The organism is Pseudomonas sp. F3-2 (assembly GCF_038804275.1).
Taxonomy (GTDB): Bacteria; Pseudomonadota; Gammaproteobacteria; order Pseudomonadales; family Pseudomonadaceae; genus Aquipseudomonas.
Genome location: NZ_CP152388.1, coordinates 1745616 through 1764941, shown reverse-complemented (window position 1 = coordinate 1764941; position 19326 = coordinate 1745616). Strand labels below are relative to the sequence as shown.

At 62.4% G+C, this 19326-nt stretch carries 20 protein-coding genes; 8 read left to right on the top strand and 12 right to left on the bottom strand.

The window, feature by feature from the left end; genetic code table 11:
* Positions 1–133: 133 nt before the first annotated feature.
* Positions 134–1216, top strand: a complete 1083-nt coding sequence (locus tag AAGQ88_RS08060; protein WP_093469893.1) for a polysaccharide biosynthesis/export family protein — start codon at positions 134–136, stop codon at positions 1214–1216.
* Between the two features lie 15 nt (positions 1217–1231).
* Here AAGQ88_RS08060 and AAGQ88_RS08055 read toward each other — a convergent pair whose 3' ends face one another.
* Positions 1232–1504 (bottom strand): hypothetical protein, encoded by a 273-nt coding sequence (locus AAGQ88_RS08055; protein WP_342654934.1) that lies wholly within the window; start codon positions 1502–1504, stop codon positions 1232–1234.
* Positions 1505–1612: 108 nt separating this feature from the next.
* On the opposite strand from AAGQ88_RS08055, the gene ssuE reads away from it, so the two are divergent.
* Complete coding sequence (gene ssuE / locus AAGQ88_RS08050) at positions 1613–2194, top strand: NADPH-dependent FMN reductase (protein ID WP_342654933.1); 582 nt, start codon at positions 1613–1615, stop codon at positions 2192–2194.
* A gap of 96 nt (positions 2195–2290) precedes the next feature.
* On the opposite strand, the gene AAGQ88_RS08045 is transcribed toward ssuE, so the two are convergent.
* The 3 genes from AAGQ88_RS08045 to AAGQ88_RS08035 all read right to left on the bottom strand — a co-directional run bounded on the left by AAGQ88_RS08045 (position 2291) and on the right by AAGQ88_RS08035 (position 5365).
* Positions 2291–2566 (bottom strand): hypothetical protein, encoded by a 276-nt coding sequence (locus tag AAGQ88_RS08045; RefSeq protein ID WP_285424437.1) that lies wholly within the window; start codon positions 2564–2566, stop codon positions 2291–2293.
* A 204-nt stretch (positions 2567–2770) separates the two neighbouring features.
* Positions 2771–4141 (bottom strand): gluconate:H+ symporter, encoded by a 1371-nt coding sequence (locus tag AAGQ88_RS08040; protein WP_285424438.1) that lies wholly within the window; start codon positions 4139–4141, stop codon positions 2771–2773.
* Between the two features lie 339 nt (positions 4142–4480).
* Positions 4481–5365: a LysR family transcriptional regulator gene (locus AAGQ88_RS08035; protein ID WP_093469907.1), complete on the bottom strand. Its 885-nt coding sequence runs from the start codon at positions 5363–5365 to the stop codon at positions 4481–4483.
* A 248-nt stretch (positions 5366–5613) separates the two neighbouring features.
* Between AAGQ88_RS08035 and AAGQ88_RS08030 the strand changes: the two genes are divergently transcribed.
* From AAGQ88_RS08030 to AAGQ88_RS08020, 3 genes are all read left to right on the top strand, one after another.
* Complete coding sequence (locus AAGQ88_RS08030; RefSeq protein WP_285424439.1) at positions 5614–6315, top strand: CoA transferase subunit A; 702 nt, start codon at positions 5614–5616, stop codon at positions 6313–6315.
* A gap of 144 nt (positions 6316–6459) precedes the next feature.
* A complete protein-coding gene (locus AAGQ88_RS08025; protein WP_285424440.1) occupies positions 6460–7116 on the top strand; it encodes a CoA transferase subunit B in 657 nt (218 codons plus the stop codon).
* A 287-nt stretch (positions 7117–7403) separates the two neighbouring features.
* A complete protein-coding gene (locus AAGQ88_RS08020) occupies positions 7404–8822 on the top strand; it encodes a TIGR00366 family protein (RefSeq protein ID WP_342654932.1) in 1419 nt (472 codons plus the stop codon).
* A gap of 51 nt (positions 8823–8873) precedes the next feature.
* On the opposite strand, the gene AAGQ88_RS08015 is transcribed toward AAGQ88_RS08020, so the two are convergent.
* The gene (locus AAGQ88_RS08015) at positions 8874–9362 is read right to left on the bottom strand and encodes a MarR family winged helix-turn-helix transcriptional regulator (RefSeq protein WP_342654931.1); all 489 of its coding nucleotides are present in this window, start codon (positions 9360–9362) and stop codon (positions 8874–8876) included.
* Between the two features lie 150 nt (positions 9363–9512).
* Between AAGQ88_RS08015 and AAGQ88_RS08010 the strand changes: the two genes are divergently transcribed.
* Positions 9513–11084, top strand: a complete 1572-nt coding sequence (locus AAGQ88_RS08010; protein WP_342654930.1) for an MFS transporter — start codon at positions 9513–9515, stop codon at positions 11082–11084.
* Here the strand turns inward: AAGQ88_RS08010 and AAGQ88_RS08005 are convergent.
* Positions 11072–11398: an antibiotic biosynthesis monooxygenase gene (locus AAGQ88_RS08005; protein ID WP_285424444.1), complete on the bottom strand. Its 327-nt coding sequence runs from the start codon at positions 11396–11398 to the stop codon at positions 11072–11074. The genes AAGQ88_RS08010 and AAGQ88_RS08005 overlap by 13 nt on opposite strands.
* Positions 11395–12126, bottom strand: coding sequence for a CTP synthase (locus AAGQ88_RS08000; protein ID WP_342654929.1), 732 nt, complete (start codon positions 12124–12126; stop codon positions 11395–11397). The genes AAGQ88_RS08005 and AAGQ88_RS08000 overlap by 4 nt, the downstream gene beginning before the upstream one ends.
* Positions 12127–12230: 104 nt before the next feature.
* Between AAGQ88_RS08000 and AAGQ88_RS07995 the strand changes: the two genes are divergently transcribed.
* Complete coding sequence (locus AAGQ88_RS07995; protein WP_342655763.1) at positions 12231–13100, top strand: LysR family transcriptional regulator; 870 nt, start codon at positions 12231–12233, stop codon at positions 13098–13100.
* 49 nt (positions 13101–13149) lie between these two features.
* Here the strand turns inward: AAGQ88_RS07995 and AAGQ88_RS07990 are convergent, their stop codons facing one another.
* The 4 genes from AAGQ88_RS07990 to AAGQ88_RS07975 form a co-directional block, all read right to left on the bottom strand.
* Positions 13150–14055 (bottom strand): AraC family transcriptional regulator, encoded by a 906-nt coding sequence (locus AAGQ88_RS07990; protein WP_093469934.1) that lies wholly within the window; start codon positions 14053–14055, stop codon positions 13150–13152.
* Positions 14056–14151: 96 nt separating this feature from the next.
* Entirely contained in the window at positions 14152–14841 is a 690-nt protein-coding gene (locus tag AAGQ88_RS07985) for a fumarylacetoacetate hydrolase family protein (RefSeq protein WP_342654928.1), read from the bottom strand.
* A 141-nt stretch (positions 14842–14982) separates the two neighbouring features.
* Positions 14983–15747: an SDR family oxidoreductase gene (locus AAGQ88_RS07980; RefSeq protein ID WP_342654927.1), complete on the bottom strand. Its 765-nt coding sequence runs from the start codon at positions 15745–15747 to the stop codon at positions 14983–14985.
* A gap of 59 nt (positions 15748–15806) precedes the next feature.
* Positions 15807–16739, bottom strand: coding sequence for a 2-hydroxyacid dehydrogenase (locus AAGQ88_RS07975; RefSeq protein WP_285424449.1), 933 nt, complete (start codon positions 16737–16739; stop codon positions 15807–15809).
* Between the two features lie 428 nt (positions 16740–17167).
* Here AAGQ88_RS07975 and AAGQ88_RS07970 point away from each other — a divergent pair, with 428 nt between their 5' ends.
* On the top strand, positions 17168–18307 hold the full coding sequence (locus AAGQ88_RS07970) for a glycerophosphodiester phosphodiesterase (protein ID WP_342654926.1): 1140 nt from the start codon (positions 17168–17170) through the stop codon (positions 18305–18307).
* 111 nt (positions 18308–18418) lie between these two features.
* Here AAGQ88_RS07970 and pyrF read toward each other — a convergent pair whose 3' ends face one another.
* Entirely contained in the window at positions 18419–19117 is a 699-nt protein-coding gene (pyrF, locus tag AAGQ88_RS07965; RefSeq protein ID WP_342655762.1) for an orotidine-5'-phosphate decarboxylase, read from the bottom strand.
* Positions 19118–19326: the final 209 nt, after the last annotated feature.

Sequence of the window (19326 nt, the reverse complement as noted above, 5' to 3'; positions counted from 1 at the left end):
CGGGCCAGAGACGCTCGGCAGGAGGTGCATGGGTGTGTGAAAGAAGTTAATCCGCTGTTCGGTGTTGGTAAGGGATGCAACGAAATCACTGCGGTGCCAGTACGCACCTTTTAGGATTAGAAGGAACATTCATATGAAAGTAACGTTAGCGGTAGTGCTGCTTTCCAGTCTCATTTTGCAAGGCTGCGCATTCGCCCCGGGTCAATACATGTCGCTCAGTGATGTCACGGACAAGGACCCGGACGGTCCGGATGTCACGCTGGTCAATATCACGCCGACCACCCTCGCCCAGCAAGAGAAAAACGCCGCCGCGACGGCAAGACCCATCGCCCCTGAGTTGTTCACCTACCGGCCTTCGGAGTACATCGTCGGCCCTGGCGACACCCTGCTGGTGACAGTGTTCGAACACCCTGAACTGACCGCCCCCGGCTCGCAGGACCAGCTCGACGCCAACAGCCGCGAAGTGCTGAATGACGGCACTGTGTTCTTCCCGTATGTGGGCCGCGTGCAGGCAGCGGGCAAGACTGTCGCCGAGATTCGCGAGCAACTGCGCATGGGCTTGCTGCCCCAGTACACCGAGGTCAAGGTCGACGTCAAAGTGCTGCGTTACAACAGCCGCCGCGTCTTGCTGTCCGGCTCGTTCAAGACACCCGGCCCGCAACCGATCACCAACATTCCGCTGACACTGGTGCAGGCCATCAGCCAGGCCGGGCTCGATCTGACTGACGCCAACCTGGCCGGACTGACACTGCGTCGCGATGGCAAGGATTACGTCATCGACGTCGACGCGCTCAACCGCAAGGACTCGCAGCTGAGCAAGATCTACCTCAAGGACGGCGACTACTTGCACCTGAACAGCAACTCGAAGAACAAGATCTACGTGCTCGGCGAGGTTCAGCGTCCGCAAGTGATTTCCTTCAGCACCACCAGCGTCACCTTGCTTGAAGCGCTCGGCACCTCGGGCGGTCTGAGCCCGGACGCCGCTGACGGCGAAGCGGTGTATGTGATCCGCGCGATGGAGGGTAACCGCGCCGCCACGGTGTATCACCTGAACGCCAAGAAGCCGACCAGTTATGCGCTGGCCAAGGGTTTCGAGCTGGCTGCGCAGGACGTGGTCTTCGTCGGCCCTGCGAACATCACTCGCTGGAGCCGTTACGTGAGCCAACTGCTGGGTTCGAACAACCTGATCCAGACCGGTGCCATGTTCCGGAACTGACGCCGGCCGCAAGCTTCACGCGGTCAGCTGAAAGCAAAAACAAAATCCTCGCAGCGGCCGGCTGCGGGGATTTTTTTTGCCCGGCATCCGGCAATCGAATTCGCTCGGGCGGGGAAAAGCATCAGGCCTGGCCTGCGCGCAATCGCCGTTCAAGTGTTGCCCACGCAACAGTCGATCAACAGATACCCCGTTGCAGGTCAGCTCGGCCGGCTTGAGCACGCTGAGCGAATTCAGGCGCGACACCCGGTTTCGCAGGCCGTCGGATACATTGATGACGCTGGCACGCATGCTGCTTTGAAGCTGTCATAAGGGTCTATCCGCCCCATCACCATCGCGTTACTCGCGACCTGCACGGTGCTGATGCACCTCGGGTGACTGACCCCAAGGAATCAAGGCATGTTGGTAGTTTCAATTTCAGGCAGTCCTTCAACCCGCTCGCGCTCCGGTGTGGTACTCAAGCACGCCGCGCAGTGGCTCAAGGATCGCGGCGTCGATGTGAAGAGCGTGCGCATTCAGGATTTCAAAGCCGAGGATCTGCTGTACGCCCGCTTCGACAGCCCCGAAGTGGTCGCCTTCATCGAGGCCGTTGCCAAGGCTGACGGCCTGCTGATCGGCACGCCGGTGTACAAGGCGTCGTTTTCCGGCGCGCTGAAAACCCTGCTCGATCTGCTGCCGGAACGCTCGCTGCACGGCAAAGTGGTATTGCCGCTGGCAACAGGCGGCAGCATCGCGCACATGCTGGCGGTGGATTACGCGCTGAAACCGGTGCTGTCCGCGCTCAAATGCCAGGAAGTGCTGCACGGCGTATTCGCCATCGACAGCCAGATCAGCTACGGCGAGAACGAACTGGGGGGAGAACTGGACGAATTGCTGACCCAGCGTCTGCACGACGGGCTTGAGCATTTTCATCTGGGGCTGCAACACCGGATGAATGCGCGCCACAAGGAAGCAGGCGGGCATTTGAAGCTGGCGTTGTAAGCGCTGATCGTCTACGGACGGACTCGTGAAGAGTCCTCGTCGTCTTGAAGGGTCGAACCGGGAAGTGTCGAACTGCGAAGTGTCGCGGCTGGCGCCTTAACCCTGGCGGGCTGGCGATGCGGTGCTGACTTCAGCGCTGACTTCACCCCGGTTATCGAACTCATGGGCCTGTTGCATCTGAGGCTGCGCCATCAGTTGGGCTTTGCGAACCTGGTATTCGTCGTATGACAGACCGCGACGGTTCAGGTCTTCGAGGGCCAGCTGGTGGGTTTCCTCAGCGGTGTAGGGACGCAATTCGGGGTGATTGCCAGCGGCACAGCCTGAGAGAACGGCGACTGAAAGCAACATGGCGAGGGCAAGAAGACGGTTCATGGGAGCCTCCATTCGGCTCGTTTCTGGAATGAAGCCAAGGCTACGCCCCGGCCCTTTCCAGCAGAAATCAGTCGTCTTGATAGTCGGTATCGGCTGCGCAAACGGTTAGCACTGCTGTTCGCGCGTTGTCCTGTGATTGTCTTCTGTTGGTCCTTCGGCAGAACACCCGCTTCCTTGCGGGATCTGTGCACACAACGGCAAGGTTTACACCAACCAATGCCACAGCAGCGAGGTGCCGATCAGGCCGACCACCGATACGATGGTCTGCAATACCGACCAGACCCAGAGGGTCTGCTTCAGCTGCAAGCCGAAATACTCGCGGACCATCCAGAAGCCCGCATCGTTGACATGGCAGAAGAACACCGAACCCGCGCCGATCACCAACGCCACCAATGACGCTTCCACTGGTGCAAGGCCGGCCATCATCGGCGCAAGAATGCCCGCAGTGGTGGTGGTCGCGACCGTCGCCGAGCCTGTCGCCTGACGCAGCGCAACCGCGATCAGCCATGCCAGCAACAGGTACGGCATGTGCGCGCCCTCGGCCACCTTACTGATGGTCTGACTGACGCCGGCATCGAGCAGCGTCTGTTTCAGGCCGCCACCGGCACCGATGGTCAGCAACAGAACGGCAATCGGCGCCAGGCTTTTACGCAGCGTGTTGCCCACCCGCTCGCGGGAAATGCCATTGGCCCAACCCAGACAGACCGTCGCCGCCAGCACGGCGATGCCCAACGCCACCAAAGGCTCGCCGAGAAACTTCAGCGCCAGCGCCGCGTTGCTTTCCGGTTCCATGGCCACCTTGGCCAGCGTGCTGCCGAGCATCAGGATGACGGGCAGCAGAATGATCAACAGCGAAATGCCGAAACCCGGCTGGCGGGTCACGGTGGACTTGGCCGAGAACAGCTCACCCAGCTCAGCCGGTTCCTCAATGTGCAACCGCCTGGACAGCCAGTTGCCGTAGAGGGGACCTGCGAGGATCACCGCCGGCACCGCAATGCAGAAGCCCAGCAACATGGTCAATCCGAGATCGGCGTGCAACGCACTCACGGCAATCAAGGGGCCTGGATGCGGAGGCATCAGGGCGTGAAGCGTGGTCATGCCGGCCAGCGCCGGAATGGCGATCTTGAGCAGCGGCTGGCCCGACTGCCGTGCCATGACGAAGATGATCGGCACCATCATCACCAGGCCCACTTCGAAGAACAGCGGCAGGCCGATGACCATCGCCACCAGCGCCATGACCCACGGCAATGTCTTGCCCTTGCCAAGGCCAAGCAGGGTCGAGGCGATGCGATCAGCCGCACCTGACTCGGCCATCAGCGCGCCGAGCATCGCGCCCAGCGCAATGATGATCCCCGCTTCCCCAAGAATCCCGCCCGCGCCCTTGCTGAACGCTTTCGCTACAGCCTCCGCTGGCAATCCTGCGCCTATCCCTGCGATGAAAGTCCCCACCAGAATCGACAGAAATGGCGGGAGTTTGGTAGCGCTGATCAGCACGATAATCGTGGCAATGGCGATCAGGCAGCAGATGATCAGACGGGTGTCATGGAACACCCACGCAGCAGACGATAAATCCAATGCGGAACCCCTTATCGTTCGATTCTTATTGAAGGTTGACCTGAAACAATTTGTTTCAGGTGGCCAAACGATACCGGATGCGGCAAGACGTCGCAGTGATTTTTTCGTAGAAAGTGGCCGAAACGGCCTGCCATTCATCCATTCATTTAAATGAATCTGCGTTCCGCACGGGCCTCTTCCCGGCTAAAGCCGGTCCTACAAGCGCCGCAAGTTTTTCGTAGGACCGGCTTCAGCCGGGAAGGCGTCGGGTGTCGCGCCGTCGATGGAAGGGGGCGTTAATGACCGTTGATTCACGCCCATAGAAACCGTAATGTCACCGGTGAATGAAGGGTCGCCAGATCACGCTTGCGCGCATTCGATCAACACGTCGCGCAATGCCTGCGCGGCCGCCGAGAGTTTGTGATCGACCTGGGTCATCAGTCCGATCCGGCGTTCGATGCGCGGGCCTTCCAGTGCGATGCACCTTGCGCCCAGTTCTTCCATCTGGCTGATGCACAACGACGGCACGGCGCTGACGCCCAGGCCGTTGGCAACCATGCGCCCGACCGTCGAAAGCTGATGGCTCTCGAACGCCACCGACAATTTGCCGTGTTGCGTGTGCAGATCCTGTTCCAGCAGCAGCCGCACCGCCGACGGTCGCTGAAGGGTGATGAAGTCGTGACGCAACAGCTCGTCCCATGCGACCACGCCCCGTTCGGCCAATGGCGAATCCATCGGCACCACCGCCACGAAACGGTCCATGTAGAACGGGGTGAACGTCAGGTTGTTGCTCGACTCCGGCTCGAACCCGACACCCAGCTCGACCCGTCGATGGTCTAGCATCTCAAGCACCTGTTCGTTGATGACGTCGTGCACAGCCACGTTGACCCGCGGATAGCGCTCGCGAAAAACCTTGAGCGCGATCGGCAGCAGATTGCCTGCAAACGACGGCATGGCCGCGATGGTGACCTTGCCCATCTGCAACGTGAAACGCTGACGCAGCAGCTCTTCGGTGTTGTCCCAGTCGGCCAGCAGCTGTCGGGCCAGCGGCAACAGGGCCTCGCCTTCGGGCGTGAGACTGACATTGCGTGTGGTGCGGGTCAGCAGTTGGCCGCCCAGATCGTCTTCCAGCGCCTTGATGGTCAGGCTCAGCGCGGGTTGCGACAGATGCAGCCGCTCCCCTGCCTGGGCGAAGCTCAGGCACTGGGCAACGGCCAGAAACGCACGCAGCTGTTTGACGTTCATATATTTGGTTTTCTTATCAATCCATGAAAAAAACAAAATTAACAAATCACTGAGTGCGAGAGAAGATGCGGTGAACAACCTCCAGGCAGCATGAGCACCTCACGGCGCAGGGAAGACAACGCAAGAACAGGCGAAAAGCGGAGCCCAGGCTCCTGAACGAGCCCGTTCGTAGCCGTGTCCCCATGCAGTGGTTTCAGGCGCCTGGCGACAGATTGTCGGACATAAATATAACAAGGCGGGATATCACCATGGCTGGACTCGACAAGCGAGTTGCAACGTACGAAGAAGCCCTTGCCGGGCTGACCGACAACATGACCGTGCTTTCCGGTGGCTTCGGTCTGTGCGGTATTCCGGAAAACCTCATCGCCGAAATCAAGCGCCGTGGCGTCAAGGGCCTCACCGTTGTCTCGAACAACTGCGGTGTCGACGGGTTTGGGCTGGGTATCCTGCTGGAAGACCGGCAGATCCGTAAGATGATCGCTTCTTACGTGGGTGAAAACGCCCTGTTCGAGCGTCAGTTGCTCAGCGGCGAACTCGAAGTCGAACTCACGCCGCAAGGCACGCTGGCTGAGAAGATGCGCGCTGGCGGCGCCGGCATTCCTGCTTTCTACACCGCGACCGGTTACGGCACGCCTGTGGCCGAAGGCAAGGAAACCCGTCAGTTCAACGGGCGCAACGTCATCCTGGAAGAAGCCATCACCGGCGACTTCGCCATCGTCAAAGGCTGGAAAGCCGACCATTTCGGCAACGTGGTGTACCGCCACACCGCGCAGAACTTCAACCCGGTCGTGGCCACCGCTGGCAAGATCACCGTGGTGGAAGTCGAAGAAATCGTCGAACCCGGTGTCCTGCTGCCGACCGAGATCCACACGCCCGGCATTTACGTGGATCGCGTGATTCTGGGCACGTTCGAGAAGCGCATCGAACAGCGCACCATCAAGAAAGCCTGACGCCTGCTGCCGGTCTTCCATCGACCGGCAGCCCATTCATCCGTGGCAGGCCGGTGCGCCGGTCGCAACTGATGCAGGGCCACGCCCGCGCCAGTTGCCTGCGACGGAATCGGTCACCGGACACAATAAAAGAGACCCAAGATCATGGCACTCTCCCGCGAACAAATGGCACAGCGCGTAGCGCGCGAACTGCAAGACGGCTTCTATGTGAACCTGGGCATCGGCATTCCAACCCTGGTCGCCAACTACGTACCGGACGGCATCGACGTGATGCTGCAATCGGAAAACGGCTTGCTGGGCATGGGCGAATTCCCGACCGAAGAGACCATCGACGCCGACATGATCAACGCCGGCAAGCAGACCGTGACCGCGCGCAAAGGCGCGTCGATTTTCTCCTCGGCCGAGTCGTTCGCGATGATTCGCGGCGGCCATGTCGACCTGACCGTGCTCGGCGCATTCGAGGTCGATGTCGAGGGCAACATCGCTTCCTGGATGATCCCCGGCAAACTGGTCAAGGGCATGGGCGGCGCGATGGACCTGGTCGCCGGTGCCGACAACATCATCGTCACCATGACCCACGCGTCCAAAGACGGCGAATCGAAACTGCTGTCGCGGTGCAGCCTGCCGCTGACGGGCGCTGGCTGCATCAAGAAAGTGCTGACCGACTTGGCCTACCTCGAGATCGAGAACGGCGCGTTCATCCTGCGCGAAACCGCGCCGGGCGTGACCGTCGAGGAGATTATCGCCAAGACCGCCGGCAAACTCATCGTCCCGGACGATGTGGTCGAGATGAAGTTCTGAGCGCACTGAGTGGCCGCGTTCCCCTGTAGGAGCGCGCTTGCCCGCGATCAAAGCCCGTTCAGTCACCCACGCAGTGTCTGAACAATCGCTTAGCGGATAAGCGCGCTCCTACAGGGTACGCGTCCGCCCGAGTCTGTCGTTACACCTGCGTCATATCGTTGTGCCATATTGCCTCTTCATCCGTGAAGGGGCTTTGCTGTATCTAGCGCCTGACTTTTCGCATCACTGCCAACACTAAAAACAGCTATTCGAATAGCACCTGACAATAACTCCAAGAGGTAGAAAACGTGGCCGCCGATATTGAAGAAAGCCGCTCCGCCCGATTTGCCCTGCGTTGTGCCAAGTGGGCAGAACGCTGGTTCCCCGACTCCTGGGTGTTCGCCGCCCTGGCAGTCGTCATCGTCACCCTGGCAACGCTGGCCATCGGCGCGAAACCTGCCGACACCGCCAAGGCGTTCGGCGACGGTTTCTGGAGCCTGATCCCCTTCACCATGCAAATGGCCTTCGTGGTCATCGGCGGCTACGTCGTCGCCAGCTCGCCTCCGGCGGTCAAGCTGATCGACCGTCTGGCGCGCATCCCCAAGAATGGCCGCTCGGCGGTCGCCTGGGTCGCGCTGATCTCCATGGTCGCCTCGCTGTTGAACTGGGGCCTGTCGCTGGTTTTCGGCGGGCTGCTGGTACGCGCGCTGGCCCGTCGCACCGATCTGAAAATGGACTATCGCGCAGCCGGTGCTGCCGCTTATCTGGGTCTGGGCGCCGTGTGGGCGCTGGGCTTGTCGTCGTCGGCTGCACAGCTGCAGGCCAACCCGGCGAGTCTGCCGCCTTCGATTCTGGCCATCACCGGGATGATCCCGTTCACCCAGACCATCTTCCTGTGGCAGTCAGGCGTGATGCTGCTGGCGCTGGTGGTGATCTCGATCATCGTCGCCTACGCCACGGCACCTGGCCCGGCCAACGCCCGGGAAGCCAAGGAATGCGGCGTGGATCCTGCGTTCAGCCTACCGCCGCTGCCACCGCGCACCCGCCCTGGCGAGTGGCTGGAATACAGCCCGCTGCTGATCATTCTGATGGTGATTCTGGCGTCGGGATGGCTGTACAACGAGTTCAGCACCAAGCCTGCGATCACCGCGATTTCCGGCCTGAACACCTATAACTTCCTGTTCATCATGGTCGGTGCGCTGTTGCACTGGCGCCCGCGCAGCTTTCTGGATGCGGTCGCACGCGCCGTGCCAACCACCACCGGCGTGCTGATCCAGTTTCCGCTGTACGGCTCGATTGCCGCGCTGCTGACCACGGTGAAGGGCGGCGACGCACAAACCGTCGCGCATCACATCTCGACGTTCTTCACCAGCATCGCCTCCCACGACACGTACGCGCTGCTGATGGGCGTGTACTCGGCGATTCTCGGGTTCTTCATTCCGTCCGGTGGAGGCAAGTGGATCATCGAAGCGCCGTACGTCATGCAAGTGGCCAACGATCTCAAATACCACTTGGGCTGGGCTGTGCAGATTTACAACGCCGCCGAAGCGCTGCCGAACCTGATCAACCCGTTCTACATGCTGCCGCTGCTGGGCGTGCTGGGCATCAAGGCGCGTGATCTGATCGGCTTCTCGTTCGTGCAACTGCTGGTTCACACGCCGCTGGTGCTGTTCCTGCTGTGGGCGCTGGGCACGACACTGGCCTACATCCCGCCAGTGATGCCGTAAAACGAGTATGCAGCAGGGCTTGTTCCCCGCCTGCTGCACACCTGGCGTCGATCACACCGGATCGGCGCCTTCATATTCGCCTGCTGCCACATCGATCAGCGCCTGGCGCAACGCCACGGCACGTTCGGCGCCGTAGGTCTTTTCAAAACTGGCTTGCGCCTGCTGCCAGAGCGGCTGAGTCTCCAGCAATTTATCCATGCCCGCCCGCGTCAGGCTGACCAGACGGCTGCGCTTGTCCGCCGGATCCACCTGCACCTGCACCCAACCTTCGCGCTCCAGCGGCTTGAGGTTCTGCGCCAGCGCCGAACGGTCGATCAGCAGCAAAGCCGCCAGTTCCGACATGCTCGCCACCTCGCAGCGAGCGATCTGCATCAGGATCGAGCGCTGGGTCGAGCGCAGGCCCGATGGCGCCAGCAATGCGTCGTACAGCAAGGTGATGCGTCGGGTCGCCTTGCGCAGGTAAGTGGCGTGGCAGGTCGCTTGTGGCGGGATGTTCAGGCCCTCCGGTACCGCGACGCTGCGTTTCTGTCTGTCGTTCATGAACCTTCCTTCGAGCCATGGGCGCACGCACCGGTCCAGCACACGATCGTGCTATCAAAAAAATGCCTTGACCAATGCTGGCATATCCCCGCAAATTGAAAAAGGAGCATATACCGCTAATTGGTAGATTGCAGGTCATCGAGACTGGAAATGAGCACCGAACATCTGTCGCCCGCCGAGGGCTTGCACCGAATCCTGATCCTGCTGTGCGTGTCGGTTCCGTCCTTCATGATCAACCTGGACTCCAATATCGTCGCGGTTTCGCTCTCCTCCATCGCCCAGTCACTGCATGCCGACTTCGCCGACATCGAATGGGTGATCAGCGCCTACACGCTGACCTTCGCATCCTGCGTCATGCCGGCCGGCGCACTTGCCGATCGATACGGGCGTAAACGCATGCTGCTGATCGGCCTCATCGTGTTCACCGGCGCCTCCCTGGTCTGTGGTGCAGCGGGCGATGTGCTGCTGCTCAACGGCGCGCGGGCGCTGCAGGGCGTCGGCGCGGCGATCTTGCTGAGTTCGGCGCTGGCCACGTTGTCCCATACCTTCCGCGGCGCACATCGGGCCAGAGCCTTTGCCTTCTGGGGTTCGGTCATCGGCATCGCGACCTCGCTGGGGCCGGTGGCCGGCGGGTTCATCACTCAGCATTTCGGCTGGCAATGGGTGTTCTACATCAACATCCCGATCGGCGCCGCGATGTTCGCGCTGACCCTTTACGCTGTCGATGAGTCACGCGATCCGCACGCACGCAAGGTCGACGTGCCGGGCTCGTTGACGTTTTCCAGCAGCCTGTTCCTGGTGACGCTGGCACTGATCACCGGCAACCACGAAGGCTGGGGGAGCAACGGGATTGTTCTGGAATTCGCCTGCTCCGGCGCGCTGTTCGTACTGTTTCTGCTGGTGGAAACCAGGCAGCAACGTCCGATGCTCGACCTGAGCTTCTTCCGCCGGCCCACCTACATCGGCGCCAATATCGCAGGGCTGGCCTATGCCGGCGGTCTGCTGACCATGTTCACCTACTTGCCGATCTACTTTCAGAGCGGCCTGGGCCTGAGCCCGCAGAAAGCCGGACTGCTCATGCTGCCCATCGCCCTGCCGTTGTTCATTGTGCCGCGCATTGTCGCCACCTGGCTGACACACCGTTTCAGTGGCCGGGCATTGCTGACGGTCGGCCTGGCGACCATCGGCGTCGGCCTGTCATGGCTGGCGATGCAAGCGCTGCAGTTCGATTACGCGTCCATGTCGGCAGGACTGCTGATCGCGGGGGTGGGCGCGGGCATTCTCAACGGCGAGACCGCCAAGGTGAGCATGTCGGTGATTCCGCCCGAGCGTGCCGGCATGGCGTCCGGCGTCTCCGGTACGGTGCGGTTCAGCGGCATCGTCGTGGGGTTTGCAGCGTTGGGCGCGATTCTGTTCTCACGGGTTTCGGCGACCCTCGCCGAGAGTCTGCCGCCAGGTTCGGACATCGACCCGGTGGCACTCACGCGCAGCATCGCGGCGGGGGATCTGTCCGCCGGCCAGCAGGCGATGCTCCCCGGCATCGACCTGCACGCGCTGGCGCTGCACAGTTTCGGCAGCGGATATCAGGCGATCCTGTGGGTGGGCGCAGCAATCGCCTTCAGCGCGGCCCTGCTGACCTGGCTGCTGGTGCGCAGCCACGACACCGCGCCGACGCCACGTCATGCCAGCAGCGCCAGCGTCATTGCGACTCAGGTGGAATAGCGGTAATCACGCTCGACTTTGCTCACCCGCGTGGTGCAGCTGCGGTACCACGTCGAGCGGCCCAGCTCACGAATCGCACGGTGCTCGGGGTGTTGCTTCCAGGCCAGAATCGCCTCCTCGCTCGACCAGTAGGAGACGGTGATGCCAAGCCCGTCTTCACCCCGCGCCGACTCCACGCCGAGGAAACCCGGCTGCTCGCGCACCCGATCAAGCATTCGCAACGCCGCGCGCTGATAACCCTCATCGTCCGCGGTCGTGCGCACCGAGGTGAAAATCACCGCGTAATACGGTCGGTCGAAGGTGTCGGTGATCATCGTGTTGCCCTCAAGGCGGCACAGGCCATGACGAAGGCCTTGACCAGCGGCGGCGTCGTGGCCGCCACGGTGTCGCTTGCCAGCGCTGCGCGTTCAGGCTGGAACAGTGTGGCGAGGAAGAATGGATGATCATCCCGTTCAATCGCCCGAACCTCGTCGTCGGCGTCGTAGCCGCACACCTTCAGCGGCCCGGCGAACATTGCGGCCTCCAGCGACTTGCGCAAACCGTAGCGGCAGCGGTAGCGCTCCCGGGTTTCCTGCGCGCCATAAGCCTGGGCGATGCGCGAACCCGGCAACAGCCGGATCGGCGCGAACGCTTCCACCAGCGAACAGCTTAGCGGCGTGATGATCGCCTGCTCGGAATCCGGCGCTGTCTCGGCGTGCTCGGCGTCCGTCCAGCCCAGCTCATTGCGTGCGTACTCGAGCAAGGCATGCTGAAAGCCGCCGCAGGTGCCTAAAAACGGCACGCGCCGGGTGCGAGCGAAACCGATGGCGGTCAGCGCGCCGTTCATGTCGCGATAGGGGCTGGCCGGTACGCACCAGATGCCATCGAAGGCCTCTAACAACGCGCCGTCAGCCACCTCTGGAGTCGGCACCCATTGATACGTCAGACGCGTCCCTGACTCCGCCGCGACCCTGTCCAGCGCGACCGGAATGGCCTGATGCGCGGGTACGTTCGTGTCGTAATCGCCGACCAATGCAATGCGAATAGCCTGTTGCTGCTCCATGACCGCTCCTTGATGTCAAAACGCTTTGCCGTGTGGCTGAACGGCACTATAAGCTTGCAGCCTTGCAATCAGAATGGGCGCTCAAGCAAGTGATCAATGCAGCGATGCACTATCGAATCAATCATGCCGACCTCACGTTGATCCTCGCGCTGGTGCGCGGCAAGACCCTGTCCCGCGCTGCCGAACTGCTCGCCGTCGACGTGTCTACCGTGTTCCGGTCAGTGCGTCGGCTCGAGGCAGCGGTGGGCACGGCACTGTTCGACAAAAGCCGCGCCGGCTATCAACCCACGAGCGCCGCGATCGCGCTGGCGCAACAGGCCGAAAGCGCCGAGCAGGCGTTGACGCTGGCGCAGATCAGCCTCGAGCAAGGGCAGCACATCGTCAGCGGCACGGTTCGCCTGACCTGCACCGAAGCGGTGTTGCAAAGCCTGTTGTTGCCTGCACTCACGCGGTTCATGCCGAACTATCCCGGGCTGCAGCTGGAACTCAATACGTCCAGCACCTTCGCCAACCTCAGCCGCCGCGATGCGGACATCGCGCTGAGGCTGACCGACGCGCCCCCGCAGCATCTGGTGGGCACGCGCCTGGGGACGGTGTCGTACCGCGTGTGTGCCAGCGAAGACTATGTGGCCCGTCAGGACGATCTGGCGCTGGAGAACCTGCACTGGATCGCCCCGGATGATTTCCTGCCCGATCACCCGACCGTGACCTGGCGCCGACAACGATTGCCGGAGGTCAAGCTCGCCTATCGCTGCAGCTCGATGCTGGCGGTGGCGCAACTGGCGCGTGCAGGCATGGGCGTCGCGGCGCTGCCTGACTTCATGTTGCGCGACGCAGGCTTGCAGCAGTTGAGCGGGCCGCTGGAAGGTTATGACACCGCGCTGTGGGTACTGACGCGACCGGACTGTCGGGCATTGCGATCTGTGTCGGCGCTGTTCAGCGAATTGGCCCGAACGATTCGACTGCACGACTGACCGGGCTGTGGCGGTTCAGGCTGAGCTATCCGATGGCAGGCAACAGGCGTCAGACGCCGCGATGTTCGCGCCGGAACTGGCCGGGCGGGACGCCATGGGCCTTGCGAAAACGTCGGGAGAAATACGCTTCGTCCGCAAAGCCGCAGGTGTCAGCGATGTGACTCAGGGGCTTGTCGCTGTTCATCAGTTGCGTGCGCGCCAAGCGCATCCGGCGTTCGAGCACCAACTCTGAAAACGTGCTGCCGGTTTCCTTGCGCAGCAGGTGCGTCAGGTAATTGGGCGAAAGAAACGCGGCCGCCGCGGCATCGGTCAGGGTCATCGTCGGCTCGGCGATGTGCTCGCGGATGTACGCCATGACCCTGCCCATGGCGTCGCGGCGCCCTCTGCGCTCGGCCTTGTTCGCCGACAGCGCCAGCAACGGCGCCTCGAACAGGTTGCAGACCTTGCCGATCAGTTGCAGCAGGCAGCCGCGCAAAATCGATCCGGAACCCAGCTGGCGCGTCTGATCCAGCTCGCGCATCTGGGTCAGCAACGCCGTCACGTCGGCGAAGTCAGCGTCGTCGAGAATGAAATCCAGATGTTCCTGAAAGCGGAACGGTGCCAATTCCGGCGCCTCGGCCAGCGAGACGTCTTCGAGGTCCATCGGATCGCACTGCAGATGTTGCAGGAGAAACTCCTGCGAGAAGTTGATCAGCACGAAATTGCCGTCCTCCGGATGCGGGATGACGTGCAGCCGGTGCGGCAGGATGAATGCCAGGGTGTTGCGCGGGAACGGCCGGATGGCGCCGCCAATGTGCTGCACGGTGTCGCCGCCGAGGTTGATCTGGATCTGGAAGTATTCGTGGCGATGGGGCGCGGTCAAAGCCGGTCGCGCCGACTTGTCACGGATATAGAAATCCATGCGGTCGCTGCGCTGCTGCATGCCGTAGGTCTGGATGCGGGAAGGGTTGGCCATCGCGGACACCTGAGTCGCCGGTTCGAACCGCCGCATGTTAGGGCACGTGCGGCCGTCGAACCAAGCGATTGTTGTGTCACGGCAGGTGCGTGGCGGTCAGCCGAGGGTCAGGCTCAACTCGGCGATGCCTTCGATCCCGGCCGTCACTACATCACCGCGCTGCAGCGCGCCGACGCCCGCCGGCGTGCCGGTGTAGATCAGGTCACCGGCTTTGACGCCAATCGATTGCGACAGGTAAGCGATGACGTCCTTGACCGGCCAGATCTGGTCGGCCAGGTCTCCGCGCTGGCGGCTCTGGCCGTTCACGTCGAGCCAGATTGCGCCGGATTCCGGATGGCCGACCTTGCTCACCGGCAGCAGCGCCGTGGCGGGTGCCGACGCATCGAAGGCCTTGGCCCATTCCCACGGACGCCCCATTTTCTTGGCTTGCGCCTGCAGATCGCGGCGCGTCAGATCCAGACCCACGCCATAGCCCCATACATGGCTCAGCGCATCCTCCGGGCTGATGTTCACGCCGTCCTTGCCGATGGCAACGACCAGCTCGATCTCATGGTGCAGGTCTTCGGTCAGCGGCGGATACGCAATGCTGCCTTCGGCCGGAACCACGGCATCGGCCGGCTTCATGAAAAAGAACGGCGGCTCGCGATCAGGATCGTGACCCATTTCCCGAGCGTGCTCGGAATAGTTGCGACCGACGCAGAATACGCGGCGGATCGGAAAGCGGCTGGTGGTCCCGGCCACCGCCAGCGATGGCGTGGCGACCGGTGCGATGACGAATTCACTCATGATCATGTCCTCGTTTGAAGTGGATCGGCATGGCGCCATTCTGCGCATACATGGATCGACCGGGTTGGACAGATCCCACAGGATATTGGACGAAACAACGGTGGGTGAGCTTACGGCGGGCGGCTGCCTGCGCCCGCTGCCTCAGCCACGCCCCACGAACGGCATGCTGCTGGCCATGACGGTCATGTTCAGCACGTTGGCCGACAATGGCAACGCGGCCATGTAGCTCACGGCGTCTGCCACATGCTGGACGTTCATGGTCGGCTCGACCTCCAGCGTCCCGTTGGCCTGCAACACGCCTTTGGTCATGCGATCGGTCATCTCGGTGAGCGCATTGCCGATGTCGATCTGACCGCAGGCGATGTTGTAAGGCCGGCCATCCAGCGCCGTGCTTTTGGTCAGCCCGTGCACCGCATGTTTGCTGGAGGTATACGGCGAGCTGAACAAACGCGGGGTGTGCGCCGAAATCGAGCCGTTGTTGATGATCCGCCCGCCCTGCGGCACTTGCCGGCGCATCAGGCCGAATGCACCGCGCACGCACAGAAACATCCCTGTGACATTGGTATCGATGACGTTCTTCCACTGCTCGACCGACAGCTCATCCATCGGCACCGCAGGCGCGCCAATGCCGGCGTTGTTGAACGAGACATCCAGTCGGCCAAAGGTGTGTTCGATGGCGGCGAACAACGCATCGACACTGGCCGGATCGCGCACATCGGTGGGCACCGCCAGGGCTTGCTGCCCCGCCGCTTTCGCTTGGTCCGCCAAGGCCTGCAACGGTTCGGGACGTCGCCCGGCCAGCACCACCGCGAAACCGTCGGACAGCAACTGCAGCGCCACGGCGCGGCCAATCCCGCTGCCGGCACCGGTGACGAGGGCGACTTTCAACACGGCTGAAGCAGACATACACGTTTCCTTTTGTTGTAAGAGTGAGCATCCGATTGCGAACGGACGCGTGCGCAGCGTCAGCTGTAAACAGGCGTCAGCACAGGCTTGCCCGCGTAGAACGCCAGCAGGTTGTTGGCGACCATCTGCACGGTGTCCCGCGAGGCCTCAGGCGACAGGCCCGCCAGATGCGGCGTCAGCACCACGTTGTTCAGGGTTTTCAATGCATCGGGAACCTGAGGCTCGTCGTCGAAAACATCCAGCGCCGCCCCGGCCAGGCGGCCGTGCTGCAACGCGTCGATCAGCGCCTCGGTGTCTACCACGCTGGCCCGCGCGATATTGACGATGAAGCCCTCGGGGCCCAGCGCCTCGATGGCGGCAGCGTCGATCAAATGTCGGGTAGAGCCGCCACCCGGCGTTGCGACCACCAGAAAATCGGAGTCGTGGGCCAGTTGCAGAGGCGTCGCGCAGTAGTTGAAATCGACATCCGTTCGCGCCGAGCGGCTGTGATAATGGATCACCATGTCGAAGCCCAGCGCCCGCCGGGCGATGGCCATGCCCACCGCACCCAGACCAAGAATGCCCAGGCGTTTGCCCGCGAAGGACGGCCGCGAGACTTTGCGCCATTCATGGCGACGTACCGACGCGTCGCTCTGCGCGATGTCGCGCACCAGTGACAGTAACAGCGCCATGGCGTGATCGGCGACGCTCGGCGCATTGACCCCGGCGCCGTTGGTCACGGTGATGCCCCTCGCCTCGGCGGCCGCCAGATCGACTTGCTCGTAGCCGGCACCGAGGACGCAGATGATCCCGAGTCGCGGCAGCGCGGCCATCTCCTCGGCGGTAAATCCCAGCGGCCCACGGGTCAGCACCGCGTCAATCTCGTCGCCCCCGCTGGCCACCGCTTGCGCCCGCATCGCCGGGGTCGGGGCCAGAATCAGGCGAAACCCGCTGTCTTCCAGAATCGGCAAATACTCGTTCACGCTTTCGACCAGCACCAACACCGTCTTCATCTTCACTCCGCTGCGCACATTGGGATGGACAGACAGTAGCGTGACTCCCCGCGGTTTTCACCCCTGATCTCGATTTGCGTCACTCGCCGCCCCGCACGCGCAAGCGTCTGGCACAGCGGCTGCGAGGCGATCCGGACGGCCTGCGCCGCGAGGGCAGCGGTGAATCAGCGATGCGTCATGCGCAGGCACGCTTGAGGGTTAAAAGTCGCGGCCGGACGTTTTAGCGTCATGAAAAACACCGACACTGCACAGACCATCTCCCATTACGACAACGTGTCTGCGTCAACGACAGCCGGGTTGCCCGCACCGACGCCAGCTGTTATTGGTCACAGCGATGGGCTGAACGATCAGTTGCGACAACGATGTGCCATGCAGTGCCCGATCTCACTGCGCCATGAATGAACATGCACAAAAGGAACGTCAAAACCATGTTGAAAGGAATAACCAGAACGTTGAGCACCGCCGCCATTGCCGGTGTGATGTTGTCGTCAGGGATGGCGCTCGCCGCCAGCGAGCCGGCCAGCAACCCGGGCAAGGCCCTGGCCGCGAAGGCAGGTGTGCCCTGGCCTGCGGTCATCGCCCACCGCGGCGCCTCGTTCAACGCGCCTGAGGAAACCATCCCCTCTTACACGCTGGCCCGCGAACTGGGCGCCGACTATCTGGAAATGGACATCCAGCGCACCAAGGACGGCGTGCTGATCGCGCTGCATGACGACACGCTGCAACGCACCACCAACATCAACGAGGTCTTTCCGGACCGGGCGACTCAGCCGGTGAGCAGCTTCACCCTTGATGAACTCAAGCGTCTGGACGCTGGCTCTTGGTTCAACAAGGCCTACCCGGACCGCGCCAGAGCGAGCTACGCCGGGCTGAAGATTCTGACCCTGGATGAAGTGATCGACATCGCCGAGGGCGGCAAGAACAAACCCGGCCTGTACATCGAAACCAAAGTGCCGACGCAGTTTCCCGGCATCGAAGAAGACCTGAAAAAGAAACTCGATCAGCGCGGCTGGCTGAGTGAGCGTCCGGCTGCGGAAAAAGGCCATGTCAACGTCGCCCACCTGCCCGGCCGGGTCGTGCTGCAGACGTTCGAGAAATCGAGTCTGGAGTTGCTGCAGAAGAGCATGCCCGACACGCCTAAAGTGCTGCTGCTTTGGTTGGGCGATGGCTCGATTGCCGCTGCTTCCGAGACGTCCTTCAAGGATTCCGGGGCCAAGGACAAGGCGAGCTTTTATGCGAGCCAGCAGGTGAAGTCGAAAGAGGAGTTTGCTGCCTGGATGGACTGGGCCAAGGAACACGGAGCCATAGGCACCGGCCCCGCCTCTGCGCTGAAAAACGGTGGGGATCAGAGCTACATGGACCTGGTGAAACCGTGGATGAACAAGATGGCTCATGACCGAGGCCTGATCATCCATCCCTACACCGTGGACGACGCGGTGGATTTCAAGGCGATCAGTGCCAACGGCGTGGACGGCTTCTTTACCAACCGCACCTCGGAACTGCTGAAGTTCTACGGTCGGCCGTCGAAGGAAAGCATGGAGTCGATCCTGAAGCGGATCGGCTACTGACGGCAACGGGTGCAGCGCACCCGTCTGTGCTGACGACGCGGCCGTGCGCTGGCTGACGATTGGCCGGACAGCGGCATCAAGCGGCTGCTGAATGCCCGCGTTGCGCCAGCGTCACGCCAGTTCGGCCACCACCGCCGCCAGCGCCTTCGCCGGGTCGGCGGCCTGGCTGATCGGACGGCCGATGACCAGATAATCGGAGCCGGCATCCAGCGCCTGACGAGGCGTCAGGATGCGGCGTTGATCGTCCTGCGCGCTGCCTGCCGGGCGAATACCCGGCGTCACCAGTTGCAGCGACGGGTGCGCGCTCTTCAGCGCCTGGGCTTCCAGCGCCGAGCACACCAGGCCGTCCATGCCGGCCTTTTCCGCCAGTGCCGCCAAACGCAGCACCTGCTCCTGCGGCTCGATGTCCAGACCGATCGCCGCCAGGTCTTCACGCTCCATGCTGGTCAGCACCGTCACGCCGATCAGCAGCGGCTTGTGACCGTTGCGCTGATCCAGCACATCGCGACACGCGGCCATCATGCGCAGGCCACCGGAGCAGTGCACGTTGACCATCCACACGCCCATCTCGGCGGCGGCCTTGACCGCCATCGCCGTGGTGTTGGGGATGTCGTGGAATTTCAGGTCCAGAAACACTTCGAAGCCCTTGTCGTTGAGGGTTTCGACAATGCCCGACGCGCTGCTGGTGAACAGCTCCTTGCCCACTTTGACCCGGCACAGTTTCGGGTCCAGTTGATCAGCCAGTTTCAACGCGGCTTCGCGGGTCGGGAAATCCAGGGCGACGATGATGGGGGTCTGGCAAGCGGACATGAGCGGGTTCTCTGGCAAGTCGAAATCGGCGCGCATTGTAGCTGAACCAGCCCTGAGACGGGACCCGGTGATCGGTAAATGGCGCAAGGAATCTGCCGCCGTCGGGTGCACCTCATCGCCGATACCGTCCAGACGCTGCGGCTCGCGAAGTCTGCTGTGGGGCGAGCTGATTGGCGATTGGCCTGCATGAACGGTTTACTGTGCACGTG

What these genes read in the sequence shown, in the direction of transcription:
- AAGQ88_RS08060 (WP_093469893.1), top strand. Translation starts at nt 134, where the DNA reads ATGAAAGTAACGTTAGCGGTAGTGCTGCTTTCCAGTCTCATTTTGCAA.
- AAGQ88_RS08055 (WP_342654934.1), bottom strand. Translation starts at nt 1,504, where the DNA reads ATGCGTGCCAGCGTCATCAATGTATCCGACGGCCTGCGAAACCGGGTG.
- ssuE (WP_342654933.1), top strand. Translation starts at nt 1,613, where the DNA reads ATGTTGGTAGTTTCAATTTCAGGCAGTCCTTCAACCCGCTCGCGCTCC.
- AAGQ88_RS08045 (WP_285424437.1), bottom strand. Translation starts at nt 2,566, where the DNA reads ATGAACCGTCTTCTTGCCCTCGCCATGTTGCTTTCAGTCGCCGTTCTC.
- AAGQ88_RS08035 (WP_093469907.1), bottom strand. Translation starts at nt 5,365, where the DNA reads ATGAACGTCAAACAGCTGCGTGCGTTTCTGGCCGTTGCCCAGTGCCTG.
- AAGQ88_RS08030 (WP_285424439.1), top strand. Translation starts at nt 5,614, where the DNA reads ATGGCTGGACTCGACAAGCGAGTTGCAACGTACGAAGAAGCCCTTGCC.
- AAGQ88_RS08025 (WP_285424440.1), top strand. Translation starts at nt 6,460, where the DNA reads ATGGCACTCTCCCGCGAACAAATGGCACAGCGCGTAGCGCGCGAACTG.
- AAGQ88_RS08015 (WP_342654931.1), bottom strand. Translation starts at nt 9,362, where the DNA reads ATGAACGACAGACAGAAACGCAGCGTCGCGGTACCGGAGGGCCTGAAC.
- AAGQ88_RS08010 (WP_342654930.1), top strand. Translation starts at nt 9,513, where the DNA reads ATGAGCACCGAACATCTGTCGCCCGCCGAGGGCTTGCACCGAATCCTG.
- AAGQ88_RS08005 (WP_285424444.1), bottom strand. Translation starts at nt 11,398, where the DNA reads ATGATCACCGACACCTTCGACCGACCGTATTACGCGGTGATTTTCACC.
- AAGQ88_RS08000 (WP_342654929.1), bottom strand. Translation starts at nt 12,126, where the DNA reads ATGGAGCAGCAACAGGCTATTCGCATTGCATTGGTCGGCGATTACGAC.
- AAGQ88_RS07995 (WP_342655763.1), top strand. Translation starts at nt 12,231, where the DNA reads ATGCACTATCGAATCAATCATGCCGACCTCACGTTGATCCTCGCGCTG.
- AAGQ88_RS07990 (WP_093469934.1), bottom strand. Translation starts at nt 14,055, where the DNA reads ATGGCCAACCCTTCCCGCATCCAGACCTACGGCATGCAGCAGCGCAGC.
- AAGQ88_RS07985 (WP_342654928.1), bottom strand. Translation starts at nt 14,841, where the DNA reads ATGAGTGAATTCGTCATCGCACCGGTCGCCACGCCATCGCTGGCGGTG.
- AAGQ88_RS07980 (WP_342654927.1), bottom strand. Translation starts at nt 15,747, where the DNA reads ATGTCTGCTTCAGCCGTGTTGAAAGTCGCCCTCGTCACCGGTGCCGGC.
- AAGQ88_RS07975 (WP_285424449.1), bottom strand. Translation starts at nt 16,739, where the DNA reads ATGAAGACGGTGTTGGTGCTGGTCGAAAGCGTGAACGAGTATTTGCCG.
- AAGQ88_RS07970 (WP_342654926.1), top strand. Translation starts at nt 17,168, where the DNA reads ATGTTGAAAGGAATAACCAGAACGTTGAGCACCGCCGCCATTGCCGGT.
- pyrF (WP_342655762.1), bottom strand. Translation starts at nt 19,117, where the DNA reads ATGTCCGCTTGCCAGACCCCCATCATCGTCGCCCTGGATTTCCCGACC.